Annotated in this window: 16 protein-coding genes and 1 tRNA gene; 6 read left to right on the top strand and 11 right to left on the bottom strand. The window is 63.5% G+C overall.

What is annotated here, in order from left to right:
- Nucleotides 1-12 precede the first annotated feature (12 nt).
- A complete protein-coding gene (locus ACP7EG_RS08410; protein ID WP_071079972.1) occupies nucleotides 13-210 on the bottom strand; it encodes a cysteine-rich CWC family protein in 198 nt (65 codons plus the stop codon).
- 231 nt (nucleotides 211-441) lie between these two features.
- Here ACP7EG_RS08410 and argB point away from each other — a divergent pair, with 231 nt between their 5' ends.
- Both argB and ACP7EG_RS08400 read left to right on the top strand, forming a co-directional pair.
- Nucleotides 442-1,335, top strand: coding sequence for an acetylglutamate kinase (argB, locus tag ACP7EG_RS08405; protein WP_010393729.1), 894 nt, complete (start codon nucleotides 442-444; stop codon nucleotides 1,333-1,335).
- A gap of 65 nt (nucleotides 1,336-1,400) precedes the next feature.
- Nucleotides 1,401-1,475: transfer RNA gene (locus ACP7EG_RS08400), tRNA-Thr, on the top strand.
- Nucleotides 1,476-1,645: 170 nt separating this feature from the next.
- Here the strand turns inward: ACP7EG_RS08400 and ACP7EG_RS08395 are convergent.
- Entirely contained in the window at nucleotides 1,646-2,515 is an 870-nt protein-coding gene (locus ACP7EG_RS08395) for a TraB/GumN family protein (protein WP_426087278.1), read from the bottom strand.
- A gap of 90 nt (nucleotides 2,516-2,605) precedes the next feature.
- On the opposite strand from ACP7EG_RS08395, the gene ACP7EG_RS08390 reads away from it, so the two are divergent.
- The 3 genes from ACP7EG_RS08390 (at nucleotide 2,606) to pabB (ending at nucleotide 5,871) form a co-directional block, all read left to right on the top strand.
- A complete protein-coding gene (locus ACP7EG_RS08390) occupies nucleotides 2,606-3,340 on the top strand; it encodes a pyrimidine 5'-nucleotidase (protein ID WP_426087277.1) in 735 nt (244 codons plus the stop codon).
- A gap of 101 nt (nucleotides 3,341-3,441) precedes the next feature.
- Nucleotides 3,442-4,017 (top strand): nucleoid occlusion factor SlmA, encoded by a 576-nt coding sequence (gene slmA, locus ACP7EG_RS08385; RefSeq protein WP_086144344.1) that lies wholly within the window; start codon nucleotides 3,442-3,444, stop codon nucleotides 4,015-4,017.
- A 21-nt stretch (nucleotides 4,018-4,038) separates the two neighbouring features.
- Entirely contained in the window at nucleotides 4,039-5,871 is a 1,833-nt protein-coding gene (gene pabB, locus ACP7EG_RS08380) for an aminodeoxychorismate synthase component I (protein ID WP_426087276.1), read from the top strand.
- Here pabB and ACP7EG_RS08375 read toward each other — a convergent pair.
- Together ACP7EG_RS08375 and ACP7EG_RS08370 are read right to left on the bottom strand one after the other, a co-directional pair.
- A complete protein-coding gene (locus ACP7EG_RS08375) occupies nucleotides 5,868-6,227 on the bottom strand; it encodes a DUF1428 domain-containing protein (protein ID WP_096233010.1) in 360 nt (119 codons plus the stop codon). The two genes, pabB and ACP7EG_RS08375, sit on opposite strands and share 4 nt — an antisense overlap.
- A gap of 114 nt (nucleotides 6,228-6,341) precedes the next feature.
- Nucleotides 6,342-6,935 (bottom strand): glutathione peroxidase, encoded by a 594-nt coding sequence (locus ACP7EG_RS08370; protein WP_426087275.1) that lies wholly within the window; start codon nucleotides 6,933-6,935, stop codon nucleotides 6,342-6,344.
- 175 nt (nucleotides 6,936-7,110) lie between these two features.
- On the opposite strand from ACP7EG_RS08370, the gene ACP7EG_RS08365 reads away from it, so the two are divergent.
- Nucleotides 7,111-8,250 (top strand): extracellular catalytic domain type 2 short-chain-length polyhydroxyalkanoate depolymerase, encoded by a 1,140-nt coding sequence (locus ACP7EG_RS08365; RefSeq protein WP_426087274.1) that lies wholly within the window; start codon nucleotides 7,111-7,113, stop codon nucleotides 8,248-8,250.
- Nucleotides 8,251-8,426: 176 nt separating this feature from the next.
- On the opposite strand, the gene gabD is transcribed toward ACP7EG_RS08365, so the two are convergent.
- The 7 genes from gabD to ACP7EG_RS08330 all read right to left on the bottom strand — a co-directional run bounded on the left by gabD (nucleotide 8,427) and on the right by ACP7EG_RS08330 (nucleotide 15,617).
- Complete coding sequence (gene gabD / locus ACP7EG_RS08360; protein ID WP_426087273.1) at nucleotides 8,427-9,881, bottom strand: NADP-dependent succinate-semialdehyde dehydrogenase; 1,455 nt, start codon at nucleotides 9,879-9,881, stop codon at nucleotides 8,427-8,429.
- 92 nt (nucleotides 9,882-9,973) lie between these two features.
- Nucleotides 9,974-10,816: a PPK2 family polyphosphate kinase gene (locus ACP7EG_RS08355; protein WP_219134088.1), complete on the bottom strand. Its 843-nt coding sequence runs from the start codon at nucleotides 10,814-10,816 to the stop codon at nucleotides 9,974-9,976.
- Nucleotides 10,813-11,235 carry a CoA-binding protein gene (locus tag ACP7EG_RS08350; protein ID WP_426087272.1) on the bottom strand — a complete coding sequence of 141 codons (423 nt, stop codon included), beginning with the start codon at nucleotides 11,233-11,235 and terminating at the stop codon, nucleotides 10,813-10,815. Before ACP7EG_RS08350 ends, ACP7EG_RS08355 begins: the two co-directional genes overlap by 4 nt.
- Before the next feature lie 65 nt (nucleotides 11,236-11,300).
- Nucleotides 11,301-11,954, bottom strand: a complete 654-nt coding sequence (locus ACP7EG_RS08345; RefSeq protein WP_426087271.1) for a bifunctional 2-keto-4-hydroxyglutarate aldolase/2-keto-3-deoxy-6-phosphogluconate aldolase — start codon at nucleotides 11,952-11,954, stop codon at nucleotides 11,301-11,303.
- Nucleotides 11,955-11,967: 13 nt separating this feature from the next.
- Nucleotides 11,968-12,861, bottom strand: coding sequence for an SMP-30/gluconolactonase/LRE family protein (locus tag ACP7EG_RS08340; RefSeq protein WP_426087270.1), 894 nt, complete (start codon nucleotides 12,859-12,861; stop codon nucleotides 11,968-11,970).
- Nucleotides 12,862-12,876: 15 nt separating this feature from the next.
- Nucleotides 12,877-14,607 (bottom strand): L-arabinonate dehydratase, encoded by a 1,731-nt coding sequence (gene araD, locus ACP7EG_RS08335; protein WP_426087269.1) that lies wholly within the window; start codon nucleotides 14,605-14,607, stop codon nucleotides 12,877-12,879.
- Nucleotides 14,604-15,617 carry a 2-dehydro-3-deoxygalactonokinase gene (locus tag ACP7EG_RS08330; RefSeq protein WP_426087268.1) on the bottom strand — a complete coding sequence of 338 codons (1,014 nt, stop codon included), beginning with the start codon at nucleotides 15,615-15,617 and terminating at the stop codon, nucleotides 14,604-14,606. The genes araD and ACP7EG_RS08330 overlap by 4 nt, the downstream gene beginning before the upstream one ends.
- Nucleotides 15,618-15,669 lie beyond the last annotated feature (52 nt).

Genomic DNA, 15,669 nt, shown 5'->3' with positions numbered 1-15,669 from the left:
GCGCCGAGGCGTTTATTTGGCCGGCGTAGCTGCCGGAGGCGTCACGGCGGCGATGCGCTCTTGCAGGCAGGCGGGGCACCAGCAGCCCACGGCGGCGCTGCCGGGCACGGGAACGGCCGGCGGCAGGGCCATGCACCAGCATGGTCCGCTGGCCTGCGGGTCAGTCTGGCCACACTGGAAGGTGGCGCCGCAGCGGGTGCATACGCTCATGGCTGTGTCTGAATTGGCAAGTGTGTGTCGTGCTGCACCGGGGTGCGACGCAGATGTAACTGGCAGTAAAAAGGCTGGATGGGGAACATATCGGACCAGACTATAGGATCATCAGGGAAAATACAACAAGATCGCCCTATAATGCCGCCAAGATTTTCTTCTTCCCTGTAAAATCTCACCAATCTATTTTCCGGACTCGCCATGAATCAACTAGCTAACTTGAACCTGGACATGAATGACGACTTGACGGCGGTGTCGCCACAAATCAAGGCGCAGATTCTGGCCGAGGCCCTTCCCTACATTCGCAATTTCCATGGCAAGACCATCGTCATCAAGTACGGTGGCAATGCCATGACGGACGAACGCCTGAAGCACGGCTTCGCGCGCGACGTCATCCTGCTCAAGCTGGTCGGCATGAACCCGGTGGTAGTGCACGGCGGCGGACCGCAGATCGACAACGCGCTGAAAAAAATCGGCAAGCAAGGCACCTTCGTGCAAGGCATGCGTATCACCGATGAAGAAACCATGGAAGTGGTGGAGTGGGTGCTGGGCGGCGAAGTGCAGCAGGATATCGTCATGCTGATCAACCATTACGGCGGCCAGGCTGTCGGCCTGACGGGCAAGGATGGCGGCTTGATCCGCGCACGCAAGATGCAGATGCCGGACCGCGAACATCCGGGCGAATTCCTCGACATCGGCTTTGTCGGCGAGATCGATGCGATCAACCCGGCCGTCGTCAAGGCGCTGCAGGACGATGCCTTCATTCCCATCATTTCGCCTATCGGTTTCGGCCAGGATGGCCAGGCTTACAACATCAACGCCGACGTGGTGGCGGGCAAGATCGCGGAAATCCTGAAAGCGGAAAAGCTGATCATGATGACCAACATCGCTGGCGTCCAGGACAAGCAGGGCAACCTGGTGACCGACCTGTCCGCGCGCGAAATCGACGAGATGTTCGCCGATGGCACGATCTCGGGCGGCATGCTGCCGAAGATCTCGTCCGCGCTCGACGCCGCCAAGTCCGGCGTGAACACGGTGCACATCATCGATGGCCGCATCGAACACTCATTATTGCTGGAAGTGTTGACCGAGCAGGCTTTTGGTACTATGATCCGTTCGCACTAAAAAAATCGCAATGCATCACAGCGAGTAGTTTGGCGGCGCAGATCACCTGGCGCCGCTTTTAATTTGCCCTTGTAGCTCAGTGGTAGAGCACTCCCTTGGTAAGGGAGAGGCCACGTGTTCGATCCACGTCAAGGGCACCAACTATATCTCCCCGCAGCTGAAAAAATGTCCATGGCGGCGTTGTCCTTCCTCGCCGTACATGCGTACTGTCTTCGTCAGTCCGCCTTACCCTGAACACTTTTCCATCTGCTCTGCCGCGTGTTTTGCGCGGCGGAGCTAGCGTCATCTATTCTTCCTGCTGTCGTTAAAACTAATAAATCCGCTCGACCTTCAAGCCCTTCTGACGCAATAGATCCGGAACGCTTTTCGTTCCCACCAGATGCAGCACGCCGATGGCGGCCAGGCTGTGCTTTTCGCGCGCCAGCAGTTTCGCGATGCCGTCGGCCAGGGCCGGGTTGCGGCCATCTAACAACACCTTTTGCACGAACTGCGCGGAAAACGACGGGTCTGTTGCGGCTTTGGCGGCCAGCTTGTCGAAGGCGGCCGCGTCGGCCGTGCGCCAGGCGTTGGCGATCTCGCGCGCTTCCTGACTTTGTTCCTGGTCCTCGATCGAGGCCACACCGTCTTCCAGGAAGCGGCACTGCTCGAGCGGCGTCATGGCGCCAAACAGCGCCAGCTGGCCTTCCATCGACTCGAGTTCCAGCACGGGGATCTTGCGCGCCTTGGCCTGCTGCGACAGATAATTGTCGACCGCCAGGTCAGAGCGGTAGCCGAGCGTGGAAAACTCGCCGATGGCCAGCATGCTGGCCAGCATCCACGGTTTCATCGGCGCCACCGCTTCGGGCGCTATACCGTATTTTTGCAACAACGGCGCCAGACGCGGCGCCAGGGTCTGGCGGCAGTCGGCTGGCACTTGGCTGCCCGGCGCCTCCATGCCGTATTTCAGCACGGCGCCCAGGGCGGCGCGCGGGTCGGCGCCGGGATCGATCTCCAGCGCCAGCGCCCCGGCGCCTTCCAATGCCTGCGTCACCGTCGGCTCGAGCGGATAAAAATCAGGGGCGCCGACGTGGATGGTGCCGAACAAATACAGGGTGTGGCCGGCGTCCTGCACCTTGAACAGGGCGCCCCGGTTTTGCGCCACGGGCGGCACTTCGGCGAAGGCCGCCGGCAACGGCAGCAAGAATAATCCGCAAAACATCACTATAATCTGGCGTCGCATGGTTTTCCTGATTGTTGAATTTTTCATCTTCTCTCGCTAGCAAAGACTCCTGTGCCTGTGTCCCATCTTATCCGCTCGTCGCCGGTTTGGCTGTTTGACCTCGACAACACGCTGCACAATGCCTCGCACGCCATCTTCCCCACCATCACGGCCAATATGAACACGTATATTGCCCGCGTGCTGGGCGATGGCGTCACGCCGGCCGACGACGCCATCGTCAATGCGGCGCGCGCGGCCTACTGGCGCCGCTATGGCGCCACCTTGCTGGGCATGGTCAAGCACCATCAGGTGCAGGCAGCGCACTTCCTCCACGAGACGCACGCGTTCGACGATTTGCGCGCCATGATACGCGCCGAGCGGGGGCTGGGGGCTTTACTCAAACGCCTGCCTGGCCGTAAAATTTTACTCACCAACGCGCCGCTGCGCTACTCGAGCGACGTGATGCGCCATCTGGGCCTGCAGCGGCACTTTGCGCAGCATATCGCCATCGAGGCGATGCACGTGCACCGCCAGCTGCGGCCCAAGCCATCGACCCTGATGCTGCGCAAACTGATGCGCAAGCACCAGATCCGCCCTGGCCGCTGCATCCTGGTGGAAGACACCCTGGCCAACCTGAAGGGCGCAAAAAGACTGGGCTTGCGCACGGCCTGGGTCACGCAATACCTGAAAATGGCCGATCCGATCGGCGTGGCAAAGCTGCCCAGAGCGTTAAATCGCCCCGCTTACGTCGATGTCAAAGTAAAATCTGTCCGGCATTTGGCACGCCGCCTTCACCGTCTGCGCTGAAGGGGACTCCTGGGCTTCCGGTTGACGCCGGAAGACGCACCGCTAGCGGCGGTGACGGAACGCCCCATCAAGGCAGCATTTTTTTAACGACAAGAGAAAATATGGCAAGCACACCGCCGGGCCAACGCAGGCTACAAATTCTTCAGGCCCTCGCCGCAATGCTGGAGCAGCCGAAAGGCGAAAAGATCACCACTGCCGCACTGGCGGCCAGACTGGCCGTGTCGGAAGCGGCCCTGTACCGCCATTTCGCCAGCAAGGCGCAAATGTTCGAAGGACTGATCGAATTCATCGAGTCGAGCGTTTTCGGCCTGATCAACCAGATCGCGGAAAAGCACAGCGACGGCATGACGCAGACGCGCGACATCGTCGGCATGCTGCTCAATTTCGCCATCAGCAATCCGGGCATGACGCGCGTGCTGATCGGCGATGCGCTGGTAAATGAGGACGAGCGCCTGCAAGTGCGCATGAACCAGTTCTACGACCGCGTGGAACTGGCGCTCAAGCAGGCCTTGCGCGTGGCCGCCGCCGAAGGCCATGGCAAGGAAAGCGAAGTGGCGGCGCGCGCCACCCTGATCGTCAGCTTCGTCATCGGACGCTGGCACCGCTACGCCAAGAGCGGCTTCAAGATCAATCCTTCCCAGGAAGCGGCGCTGCAAATCGCCATGCTGCTGGGGTAAGTCATCGCCGCAGCTGTCCCCATGCACACCGACTGTTTCGCCCTGCTCGACGACGCCAGCACACCCGGCGCCGGTTCGCGCATGTACACGGGCCTGGCGGCGGTCTTGCAGTGCACCGAGGGGGAGCAGTGGCCGGCCCTGCTCGAAGGGCTGCAAGGGGCCTTGGAACGCGGCCAGTACGCCGTCAGCGTGTGCAGCTACGAGTTGGGCGCGCACTTGCTGGCCATGCCGCCGCGCGCGGCCGGCCCCGGCGCGCCGCCGCTGGCGCAAGTGCTCGTCTTTGAGCATTGCACGCAGCTGTCGCAAGACGAGGTGCAGCAGTGGCTGGACGCACGCGTGGATACCGCGCCGTCCGGCGTGGCCGCTATCCACGCAAATGTGGATCAAGCCGAATTCACGCGCGCGCTGCAGCGCATCCACGACTACATCGTGGCCGGCGACACCTATCAAGTCAACTACACGTATCGTTTGCGCTTCGACGCCTTCGGTTCGCCCCTGGCCCTGTATGCGCGGCTGCGCGCGCGCCAGCCCGTACCGTATGGCGCGCTGGTGATGCTGCCCGATGGCCGCGCCCTGCTGTCGCTGTCACCGGAACTGTTCGTGCGCCATGCGCAAGGCGAATTGATGGCGCGTCCCATGAAAGGCACGGCGCCGGCCGCCCCGCCTGAGCAAATGGAAGAAAACGTGCGCCGCGCCGCCGCCCTGGCCCATGATCCGAAAAACCGCGCGGAAAACCTGATGATCGTCGACCTGCTGCGCAACGACATCGGCCGCATCGCCGTCACGGGCTCCGTCAAGGTACCGGCCCTGTTCCAGGTGACGCGCTACAGCAGCGTGCTGCAAATGACCTCCACCGTGCAGGCGCGCCTGCGCGGCGACGCCAGCCTGGCCGACATCTTCCAGGCCTTGTATCCGTGCGGCTCGATCACGGGCGCGCCGAAACGGCGCACCATGGAAATCATCGCCGAACTGGAACCCGCACCACGCGGCATCTATACGGGCGCCATCGGCTGGTTCGATCCACCAAACGCTGGCGCCGCTCACGCCGTGGGCGACTTCTGCATGTCCGTGCCGATCCGCACGCTGGCCCTGCAAGCGGCTGGACCTGGCGGCATCCGGCGCGGCGAAATGGGCGTGGGCGCCGGCATCGTGCTTGACAGCGACCCGCACGAGGAATTTGCGGAATGCCAGCTCAAGGCCCGCTTCCTCACGGGCCTCACGAACGACTTCGAACTGTTCGAGACCTTGCACGCCAGCCGCGACGATGGCTGCCGCCAGCAGGAGCGGCACCTGGCGCGCCTGGCCGCCTCCTGCGCCTACTTCGGTTTTGCCTGGAATGCGGACGCTGCCCGCGCCGCGCTGCAGGCGGCCTGCGCGGCGCGCGCCGACGATGCCCCCTTCCGCCTGCGCCTGACGCTGCGCCAGGATGGCCAGTTTACGACGCAAAGCGGTGCCCTCAGCGCCTTGCCGGAGACAGTCAACATTCTGCTCGCGCCCGACGCCACGACTGCCGACGACCTGTTCCTGCGCCACAAGAGCAGCGTGCGCGCGCGCTACGACGCAGCCTGGCGCGCGGCCGAGGCGCAAGGCGGCTTCGACATGCTGTTCTTTAACGAGCGGGGTGAGCTGACGGAGGGTGGACGCAGCAACGTCTTCGTCCGGCTCGATGGCCGCTGGCACACGCCACCGCTGTCATGCGGCCTGCTGCCCGGCGTGCAGCGCGCGGCCATGCTGGCCGACCCCGTCTGGGATGCGCGGGAAACCGTCATCACGCGCGCCATGCTGGCGCGGGCCGAGGCGATCGTCGTGTGCAATGCGCTGCGCGGGGCCATGCCGGCCAAGCTTATCCTTTAAGCATCTATGCGCATTTCATAGCCGCCATAGATCATCCGCTTGCCATCGAACGGCAGCTTGGCCGGATCCATCATCTCGGCCAGGCGCGGGTCTTTCATGACCTTGTCGTTGATTTCATCGCGCTTGGCGCGCGACTCATACACAATCCAGGAAAACACCACCACTTCGCCATCCTGCAAGTCCACCGCCTGCGGGAACGAGGTCAGCTTGCCCGGCTTGACATCGTCGCCCACGCATTCGCGAAATTCCAGCGCGCCATATTCGCGCCAGACGGCGCCGCAACTACGCGACATGGCCAGGTAAGCATCGAGCTTGGCTTTCGGTACGGGCACCACAAATCCATCGACATACGCCATGATGTTCTCCTCTGTTGTGACAAACGCGAACAACCAGCTTAGGACAATGATGGCAATACGACAAGCGCGGCATTAAAAAAAGCAGGCGCGCAGGCCTGCTTGTGTGTCGGCAACTTACAGCGCCAGCGCTTTTTCCACCGCGCCAACGAGTTTCTTGTCGTCCGGCGTCACCTTGCTGGGGAAGCTTTCCACCACTTTACCGTGGCGGTCGATCAGGTATTTATGGAAATTCCAGGCCGGCGTCTTGCCCGTCTGCTTGATCAGGTCCACGTACAGCGGATTCGGCGCGGGGCCGGAAACCGCCGATTTGGCGAACATGGGGAACTTCACGCCATAGGTGTTGTAGCAGAAATCGGCGATTTCCTTGCTGTTGCCGGGCTCCTGCTTGCCGAAATCGTTCGACGGAAAGCCCAGCACCACCAGGCCCTTGCTGCCGTACTTGGCGTACAGCGCTTCGAGCCCTTCATACTGGTTGGTAAAACCACAATAACTGGCCGTATTCACCACCAGCACGACCTTGCCCGCGTACTGGCACAGGTTTTGCGGTGCCTCATCCTGCAAACGGTTGAAGGTCTGCTTCAGGATGGTGGGACAGGCCGCTGGCGCGGCAGCAACTGGCGCGGTGTCGGCGGCATGGGCCGGCATGGCCAGGCTGGCGCCGGCGGCAAGGGTGGTCAGCGCAAACAGCTGGGCAAGGGTCTTGGACATGAAGGGCACCATGGTTGAACGGAAAAAAACCATTCTATGCCAAACGCCGCCCACGCGCATGAGGGCCACAACAACAGCGATAGCTTGAGCGACATCAACGACCGTGCAGTACTTGCCCAACGCACAGTTTTTTTACCTATGCTCGGCCTTCCTGCCCTTGCCTTGTGGAGTCACCATGTCCTTCCCGCACCTGAGCGCGCACCTGACCACATTAACCACCACCCTGCTGGCCGCCAGCCTGCTCGTCCTGGCGCCAGCAAGCGCGCACGCCGCCACGGCGGCCAAAGCCGTCAAGCCCGCCGCGAGCAAAGATGCCGCCGCCCTGCCCGCCTACCAGGCCGACCTGAGCCAGACCACCGTGTCGGGCCTGTCCTCGGGCGGCTTCATGGCGGCGCAATTTGCCGTCGCCTACTCGGCCACGGTGGCCGGCGCCGGCATCATCGCCGGCGGCCCGTATTTCTGCTCGGGCCAGCCGGGCCGCTTTCCCTACATTCCCTACCTGACGAATGCCCTGACCACGTGCATGAATCCGGGCAGCGCACAGGTGGCGCCGCCCGTGGCCAGCGAATTGCTGCGCGCAGCGAACGATTTTGCACGCGCCCGTCTCATCGACGACACGGCCAACCTGAAACGCCAGCGCGTGTATCTGTTCAGCGGAACGAAAGACCAGACCGTGACGCGGCCGGTAGTGGAGCAGGTGGAAAAATTCTATCAACTGGCGGGCACGCCGGCGGCGCAGATCCGCTTCGTCGATACGGTCGGTGCGGGCCATGCCATCATCACAGACAACAATCAGGACAAGCCGTGCGCCGTGACGGACTCGCCCTTCATCAATGACTGCGACTTCGTGCAGGCGCGCGACATCCTGCAGCACCTGTACCCGGACCTGCAACCGTCGTCGACCACCCTGACGGGCAAGCTGATCGCCTTCAACCAGCGCAGCTTCATCCAGAACGCGTACTCCAGCATGAACAATACGGGCTACGCCTACATCCCGAAAGCCTGCGACAGCGAGAGCTGCCGCGTGCACGTGGTGTTCCACGGCTGCCTGCAAACGACGCAGGCGATCGGCGACCGCTTCTATACCAGCACCGGCTACAACCAGGTGGCGGACGCCAACAAGATCATCGTGCTGTATCCGCAGGCCGAACCGAGCCCCGTCTACCCGTACAACCCGAAAGGCTGCTGGGATTTCTGGGGCTACACCAGCATCAATCCGATCGACCCGGATTTCTACCGCAAGAGCGGCACGCAGATGCAAGCGGTCAAGGGCATGCTGGACAGGTTAGGATCGGCTCGCAACAGCCGTCGATAACAGACGTAACGGATGCTTGAGAAAATCGTAGCGAGCGGCAACGATTTCTGGCTAAGAAGCGCAGCTGTACTGAGTACGGGGCCGCCGAGGCAGCGAGCATCGCAGGCCAGAAAGCGCGCCGCGCAGTAGATTTAATCAAGCATCCTAGATCGCGCCGCGGCTCACGTTAAGCGGCCTTAGATACCGCCCATGCAGATGTATTTGATGACAAGGTAGTCCTCGATACCGTAGGTCGACCCTTCACGGCCCAGGCCCGATTGCTTGACGCCGCCGAAGGGCGCGATCTCGTTCGAGATCAGGCCCGTATTGACGCCGACCATGCCCGTTTCCAGGCCTTCGGCCACACGCCAGATGCGGCCGATGTCGCGCGAATAGAAATAGGCGGCCAGGCCAAATTCCGTATTGTTGGCCAGGGCGATCACTTCATCGTCCGTCTTGAAGCGGAACAGGGGCGCCAGCGGGCCGAAAGTTTCCTCGGTGGCCACGCGCATGTCGTTCGTCACGTCGGCGATGATGGTCGGCTCGAAGAAGCCGTTACCCAGCGCATGGCGCTTGCCGCCGGCCAGCAGGCGACCGCCCTTGGCCAAGGCATCGGCCACGTGCTCTTCCACCTTGGCCACAGCCTTGGCATCGATCAGCGGGCCTTGCGTCACGCCCGCCTCGATGCCATTGCCCACCTTCAGCTTGGCCACGGCGGCCACCAGTTTTTCGGCAAACGCGTCATACACGCTGTCCTGCACGTACAGGCGGTTGGCGCAGACGCAGGTCTGGCCCGCGTTGCGGTATTTCGAGGCGATGGCGCCTTCCACGGCCGCATCCAGGTCGGCGTCGTCAAAGACGATGAACGGCGCGTTGCCGCCCAGTTCCAGCGAGAGTTTCTTGATCGTCGGCGCGCACTGTTCCGCCAGCAAACGGCCCACCTGTGTCGAGCCCGTAAACGTCAGCTTGCGCACGATGGGGTTCGAGGTCATTTCGTCGCCGATGTCTTTCGGCGCACCCGTAACGATGCTGAACACGCCCGCAGGCACGCCCGCGCGCTCGGCCAGCACGGCCAGCGCCAGCGCGGAAAACGGCGTCGCTTCGGCAGGCTTCAGGACCATCGGGCAGCCGGCGGCCAGGGCCGGGCCGACTTTGCGCGTGATCATGGCGGCGGGGAAGTTCCACGGCGTGATGGCGGCGCACACGCCGATCGGTTCCTTGGTGATGACCAGGCGGCGGTCCGGCCACGGCGATTGCAGGGTGTCGCCAGCGACGCGCTTGCCTTCTTCGGCAAACCACTCGATGAACGAGGCACCGAACTGCACTTCGCCCTTCGCTTCCGGCAGGGGCTTGCCCTGCTCGGTGGTCATGATCAGCGCCAGGTCGTCGGCGTTTTCCAGGATCAGGTCATGCCAGCGGCGCAGCACGGCCGCGCGTTCCTTGGCCGTCTTCTTGCGCCAGGCAGGCCAGGCGGCATTGGCCGCCTCGATGGCGCGGCGCGTCTCGGCTGCGCCCATCAGGGGCACCGTGCCGATATGCTCGCCGGTGGCGGGATTGCTCACATTAATCGTCTGGCCACCATCGGCATCCGCCCAGGCTCCATTCACGTAAGCCTGGTGACGCAACAAGGTAGGATCTTTCAACTGCAGCATATGGATCTCCGGTCTGGTTTGAATTATCGACGAGGGATACTATGCCACAGCGCGGCCGATTCCGCAGGCGCAGCGCTGAACTGCCCTCAGCTCTACTCGACCTTGAAAGACGACAGTTTCGGGTCCGGCGCCGGGTATTCCAGCTTCATGCCCTGCAGCGTTTCCAGCAGCAGCGAGGCGACCACCAGGTTGCGCTGCGTCTTGGAGTTCGATGGCACCACGTACCACGGCGCGTGATCGGCATCGGTCTCGCGGATCGCCGTTTCATAGGCGCGCTGGTAGCCATCCCACTTCTTGCGCTGGGCGATATCGTTGGGGTCGAACTTCCACTGGCGGTCGGGATCGTCAAGCCGTTCCTGCAGCCGTCCCCGTTGCTCGTCCTTCGAGATATGCAGGAAGACTTTCAGGATGACGGTGCCCGTTTCGCTCAGCATGCGCTCGAAATCGCGGATCTGCGCGTAGCGGCGCTGACACTCGGCCTTGTCGATCATGTCCTGCACCCGCGTGATCAGCACATCTTCGTAGTGGCTGCGGTTGAAGATGGCGATCTCGCCCTTGACGGGCACGTGCTGGTGCACGCGCCACAGGTAATCGTGCGCCAGTTCGATATCGGTGGGGCCCTTGAAAGCCACGGCGCGGATGCCCATCGGATTGATGTTGCTGAAGATGGCCTTGACCGTGCCATCCTTGCCCGAGGTATCCATGCCCTGCAGGACCAGCAGCACTTTTTTCTTGTGCTGCGCATACAGCATGCTCTGGCACTCGGCGATCTGCGCCGTCAGCGCCACGGTTTCCTCGCGGTCCAGGGCCTTGCACTGGGCTGGCGTCAGCTTCTTGTTGGCCGCCTTGGTGGCGGCGCCCAGCAGGCGCTTGCCGGCGAATTCCTCGTTCAACTCGAATCCCTGGCCGGCGCGAAATTGCGTGCGCGCCTTCATGCCGCCACCGCCAGCTTGCGGTGCTCAATTTTTGTGCAGTGGTCCACCACCACGTCCAAGCCAGCCGCCCGTGCCAGTTGCGCCGCCTGCTCGTTGATGATATCGAGCTGCAGCCACAAACAGCCTGCCTTGACGGCGATGGCTTCCTCGGCGATGGGCAGGATATCCTCGGACTTGCGGAAGCAGTCGACGATATCGATGCGCGCCGGCGCCACGGCCGCCGCAGCCTCCATCAGGGTGGCATAGGCGCGCTGGCCCAGCACGTCGCGCCCGGCGAGGGCCGGATTGACGGGCAACACGCGGTAGCCATGCTGCAGCAGGTAATCGGCCACTTCGTGGCTGGCGCGTTCGGGCTTGTCGGACATGCCGACGATGGCGATGATGCGGCTGTCTTTGAGGATGCGGGCGATGTTGGACATGTTTTACGATAGGTAGGCGTGCGACATTGCCCGCCTAGCGTAGCAGATTCCAGGCCCGGCGGGAGCTAGCCAGAAGACTTAGCCTTGCGTATGACTGCCATCTTCGCCACGAAGGCCTGCGCACGCGCCGTCACGGCCGCATAGTCGCCGGTGGCGCCCGGGCCACTCAGGCTGCCGCCGATACCCACGGCCACGGCGCCGCTGGCAAACCATGCATGCAGGTTTTCCACCGTCACGCCGCCCGTCGGCATCAACGGCGCTTGCGGCAACGGTGCGCGCAGGGCCTTGATGTAGGCGGGGCCGAACATTTCGGCGGGGAAGACCTTGACGATGTCGGCGCCCGCCTGCAGGGCCGTGACGATTTCCGTCGGCGTCATCGCACCCGGCATGGCCAGCACCTGATAACGCTGGCACAGCGTGATGGTTTCCACGTTCACGCCGGGCGAGATGATGAACTGCGCGCCGGCCAGGATGGCGGCGCGCGCCGTCTCCGTATCGAGCACCGTGCCCGCGCCCAGCAGCACGTCATGGCCATGGCGTTCGCGCAGGGTGCGCAGCACGCCCAGGGTATCGGGTGTGGTGAACGCCACTTCCAGCGCCGTGATGCCGCCGGCAATGCACGCCTCGGCGATCTGCAGCGCCGCCTGCGCCGAAGGGGCGCGCACGATGCCGACCATGCCCCGCTCGATAATGCCCTCAAAAACCGTGTGCTTTTGCATGTTTTCTCTCCTGTCAGCCCGGCAGGGCGCCAAAGCGCACTTCCGGCAAACCGCGCAAGCCAGGCTGGCGCGCATGAAACAATCCCCCGGCCAGCGGTTCGCTCGCCAGCTGGGCCGGCGTCAAACTCTCCTGAGCAGTGGTGACGAACAATTCGTCGTAGTGCGGGCCGCCCAGGCTCACGCAGCTGGGCTGCGAGACGGGCAAGGTAATCGCGCGCTCGACGCTGCCGTCCGGCGCGAAGCGCAATACGCGTCCCGCACCCCATTGCGCGCTCCACAAGTGGTCGTACGCATCGATGGTGGCGCCGTCGGCCGCGCCGGGGCCTGGATCGAGCACGGCAAACACGCGCACCCGGCTGGCGTCGCCCCCCAGGTAATCGTCCCAGCGGTAGATCGCCTTCTTCATCGAATCGCAAAAATACATGGCCGTGCCATCGACGCTGAAGCAGATACTGTTCGAGATGGCGATGGGCGGCAGCGGCAAGCGCTCCAGGCTCAAGTCCAGGTTGAGGCGGTAAAAGCTGGCGATCGCATCGCGGCAGGGGCGCTCATCGAGCGTGCCGAAGACAAAGCGTCCCTGGCGGTCGCAGCGGCCATCGTTCAGGCGGGTCATGGGCAAGTCCCCCTCCACCGTGTGCAAGGGCGTAACGGCCCCGCTGCGCGCGTCAAACCACGCCAGGCGCGAGGCTAGTCCCAGCAGCAGCACCTCGTCGCTGTCCGTCAGCGCGAAGCACGCCAGACGCTCGGGCATGGCCCAGCTCTGGCGTTCGCCCGTGGCCAGCACCAGCGCATGCAGCTGGCAACCTTCGATATTCGTCCAGAAAACGCGGCCGCTGCGTTCGCACCAGCGCACGCCCTCGCCCAGGAAATTCTGCGCATCGACCAGTAATTGGGCCCGTGTCCCCATCATTTTTCCTTGTTTTCAGTGTGATTCGCGAGGAACCGCCGAGCCGCGGCAGCCGACGAGAAAATCCAGGTCCGCGCCTTCGTCGGCCTGCGTCACGTGCTTGATGTACATGGACTGGTAGCCGCCCTTCATGGCCGGCTCGGGTACGCGCCACTCTTCGCGCCGGCGCGCCAGCTCGGCCTCGTCGACGTCCAGGTGCAAACGGCGTCCCGCCACGTCCAGTTCAATCATGTCGCCATCGCGCACCAGCGCCAGCGGGCCGCCCACGGCCGCTTCCGGCGCCACGTGCAGCACCACCGTGCCGTAGGCCGTGCCGCTCATGCGCGCGTCCGAGATGCGCACCATGTCGCGCACGCCCTGCTCCAGCAGTTTTTTCGGCAGTCCCATATTGCCCACTTCGGCCATGCCCGGATAGCCCTGCGGGCCGCAATTTTGCAGCACCATCACGCAACTGGCATCGATATCGAGGGCGGGATCGTCGACGCGTTTTTTATAATGCTCGATGCTGTTGAAGACGACGGCGCGGCCACGGTGCTGCATCAATTCCGGCGAAGCGGCGGAAGGCTTGATGACGGCGCCGCGCGGCGCCAGGTTGCCATGCAGGACGGCGATGCCGCCCTCGTCCTTGAATGGCTGCGCCAGCGGCGTGATCACCTCGGGATTGAAATTTTCCGCCTCGGCCACGTTGACGGCCATGCTGGCGCCCGTGACGGTAAGCGCCTCGCCATGCAATGTGCCCAGCAAGTCGCGGATGATCACGGGCAGGCCGCCCGCATAGTAAAAATCTTCCATCAAGTACTGGCCCGACGGCATCAGGTTGAGCAGGCAGGGAATGTCGCGGCCCAGGCGGTCCCAGTCGGCCAGGCGCATGTCCACGCCGATGCGCCCGGCAATGGCCAGCAGATGGATCACGGCATTGGTCGAGCCGCCGATGGCGCCGTTGACCATGATGGCGTTTTCAAACGCGTCGCGCGTGAGGATCTGCGACAGTTTCAGGTCTTCATGCACCATGTCGACGATGCGCCGGCCAGTCAGTTGCGCCTGCAGCTTGCGGCGCGCATCGACGGCGGGAATGGCCGCGTTGCCGGGCAGGGTCACGCCCAGCGCCTCGACCATGCTGGCCATGGTGGACGCCGTGCCCATGGTCATGCAGTGGCCGGCGGAGCGCGACATGCACGATTCGGCCTGCTTGAATTCGTTTGAGGTCATGCGTCCGGCGCGCACGTCTTCGGAAAACTTCCACACGTCCGTGCCCGAGCCGATCGGTTTGCCGCGATAGTTGCCGTTCAACATGGGACCGCCCGACAGCACGATGGTGGGCAAGTCCACGCTGGCCGCGCCCATCAGCAGGGCCGGGGTGGTCTTGTCGCAGCCCGTCAGCAGCACCACGCCGTCGATCGGGTTGGCGCGGATCGATTCCTCCACATCCATGCTGGCCAGGTTACGAAACAGCATGGCCGTCGGGCGCAGATTCGTCTCGCCCAGCGACATCACGGGAAATTCCACGGGAAAACCACCCGCTTCGAGCACGCCGCGCTTGACCATCTCGGCCAGGTCGCGAAAATGGCCATTGCAGGGCGTCAGCTCGGACCAGGTATTGCAGATGCCAATGACGGGACGGCCATCGAAAGCGTCGCCGGGATAGCCCTGGTTCTTCATCCAGCTGCGGTGAATAAAACTGTCCTTGTCGTCGCCGCCAAACCACGACTGCGAACGCAAGGGACGCTTGTTCTTGTTGTCACTCATACTGTCTCCTGCGGGGAAATCAAGCCGCGCGCGGCGGCGATCAGCAGCGCACCGTGACCGGCCAGATGCTCTTGCTGCTGGTCGTCGACGATGATGCGCTTGCCATAAAAAAATCCGTGTTCTTCGATCAGCAGCCCGAGCGCCTGGCGCAACATGGGTTTGCCGGTAATGACGAGCGGCGTATCGGGCCGCATCTGGATGGCGGTGCTGTTGCGCAGTGCCAGCAGGTCGCCGCTGAGGACAGCCCCCATCAGGAAATTGGCCCGCTCATTGCATTCGACGGCGCTGAACTGGCCCAGGGTGCGCACGCTGAAGCAGGCGCGCGCCAGTCCCGTTTTTTGCGCCGCGGCCGCGCCGGCCAGCAGCATTTTCGGCACCAGGGTCTGCGCAAAACCGCCTTCGACCGATTGCTTGATCAGGGTGTGCTGCGTGATCGCCTGCAGCAGCTCGCCCGCGATGGTGGTGCTGCAGCCGAGGATGCGGCGCTGCTCGTCCACGCTGATCAATTTGGTATGCGAACCGGGCATGATCAGGGTCGCCGCGCCGCGCAACTGCAAGCGCTCGAGCAGCGCGACGACTTCCGTCTCTTCGCCGCGCATCATGTCCATCGCCTCGACGTTATGCAGGCCGACGGCGCCATGCTGGTTGCGCACGCCGGGGATCAGCCACAGGGGCTGCGCCAGCACGTCGGGCAAGTCCACCGTCTGCATGCCTTGCGCCAGCTGGGCCAGGCCGGCAGGCGCCGGCAAATGCGGCACTTCCTGCACGCCCATGGGCGAACTGATCATGCCCGAGGCCAGCGCCAGGTCCACCTCGCACGGCGCGATGCCGGCGCTGGCCAGCACGCTGGCGATGGTGTCGCGCAGCGCCTGTTTCAGCGCACCGTTATGGCCATCGATGGCGGTATTGCGCACGCCCGTTTCCAGCTGCGCCTGGGCGACGACGGCGCCTGCGCGCCACAGCAAGGTACGCGTATTGGTGGTACCAGCATCGATGGTGAGTATGTTCATGGGCAGGTTCGCAGCGTCGGTCAGGACAAAAATAAATGAGGGAAAAACTACC

Origin of the sequence: Janthinobacterium sp. PSPC1-1 (assembly GCF_049897625.1) — a bacterium.
In the GTDB taxonomy this organism is placed as follows: Bacteria; Pseudomonadota; Gammaproteobacteria; order Burkholderiales; family Burkholderiaceae_D; genus Janthinobacterium; species Janthinobacterium tructae.
Note: the sequence above shows the minus strand (reverse complement) of the source record. Positions and strands in the feature narration are given on the sequence as shown.

Excerpts from the sequence above, each read along its gene's own strand:
- ACP7EG_RS08365 (WP_426087274.1), top strand. The coding sequence starts at position 7,111 with ATGTCCTTCCCGCACCTGAGCGCGCACCTGACCACATTAACCACCACC.
- ACP7EG_RS08410 (WP_071079972.1), bottom strand. The coding sequence starts at position 210 with ATGAGCGTATGCACCCGCTGCGGCGCCACCTTCCAGTGTGGCCAGACT.
- ACP7EG_RS08330 (WP_426087268.1), bottom strand. The coding sequence starts at position 15,617 with ATGAACATACTCACCATCGATGCTGGTACCACCAATACGCGTACCTTG.
- ACP7EG_RS08345 (WP_426087271.1), bottom strand. The coding sequence starts at position 11,954 with ATGCAAAAGCACACGGTTTTTGAGGGCATTATCGAGCGGGGCATGGTC.
- argB (WP_010393729.1), top strand. The coding sequence starts at position 442 with ATGAATGACGACTTGACGGCGGTGTCGCCACAAATCAAGGCGCAGATT.
- slmA (WP_086144344.1), top strand. The coding sequence starts at position 3,442 with ATGGCAAGCACACCGCCGGGCCAACGCAGGCTACAAATTCTTCAGGCC.
- ACP7EG_RS08370 (WP_426087275.1), bottom strand. The coding sequence starts at position 6,935 with ATGTCCAAGACCCTTGCCCAGCTGTTTGCGCTGACCACCCTTGCCGCC.
- ACP7EG_RS08340 (WP_426087270.1), bottom strand. The coding sequence starts at position 12,861 with ATGGGGACACGGGCCCAATTACTGGTCGATGCGCAGAATTTCCTGGGC.
- araD (WP_426087269.1), bottom strand. The coding sequence starts at position 14,607 with ATGAGTGACAACAAGAACAAGCGTCCCTTGCGTTCGCAGTCGTGGTTT.
- ACP7EG_RS08355 (WP_219134088.1), bottom strand. The coding sequence starts at position 10,816 with ATGAAGGCGCGCACGCAATTTCGCGCCGGCCAGGGATTCGAGTTGAAC.
- gabD (WP_426087273.1), bottom strand. The coding sequence starts at position 9,881 with ATGCTGCAGTTGAAAGATCCTACCTTGTTGCGTCACCAGGCTTACGTG.
- ACP7EG_RS08375 (WP_096233010.1), bottom strand. The coding sequence starts at position 6,227 with ATGGCGTATGTCGATGGATTTGTGGTGCCCGTACCGAAAGCCAAGCTC.
- pabB (WP_426087276.1), top strand. The coding sequence starts at position 4,039 with ATGCACACCGACTGTTTCGCCCTGCTCGACGACGCCAGCACACCCGGC.
- ACP7EG_RS08350 (WP_426087272.1), bottom strand. The coding sequence starts at position 11,235 with ATGTCCAACATCGCCCGCATCCTCAAAGACAGCCGCATCATCGCCATC.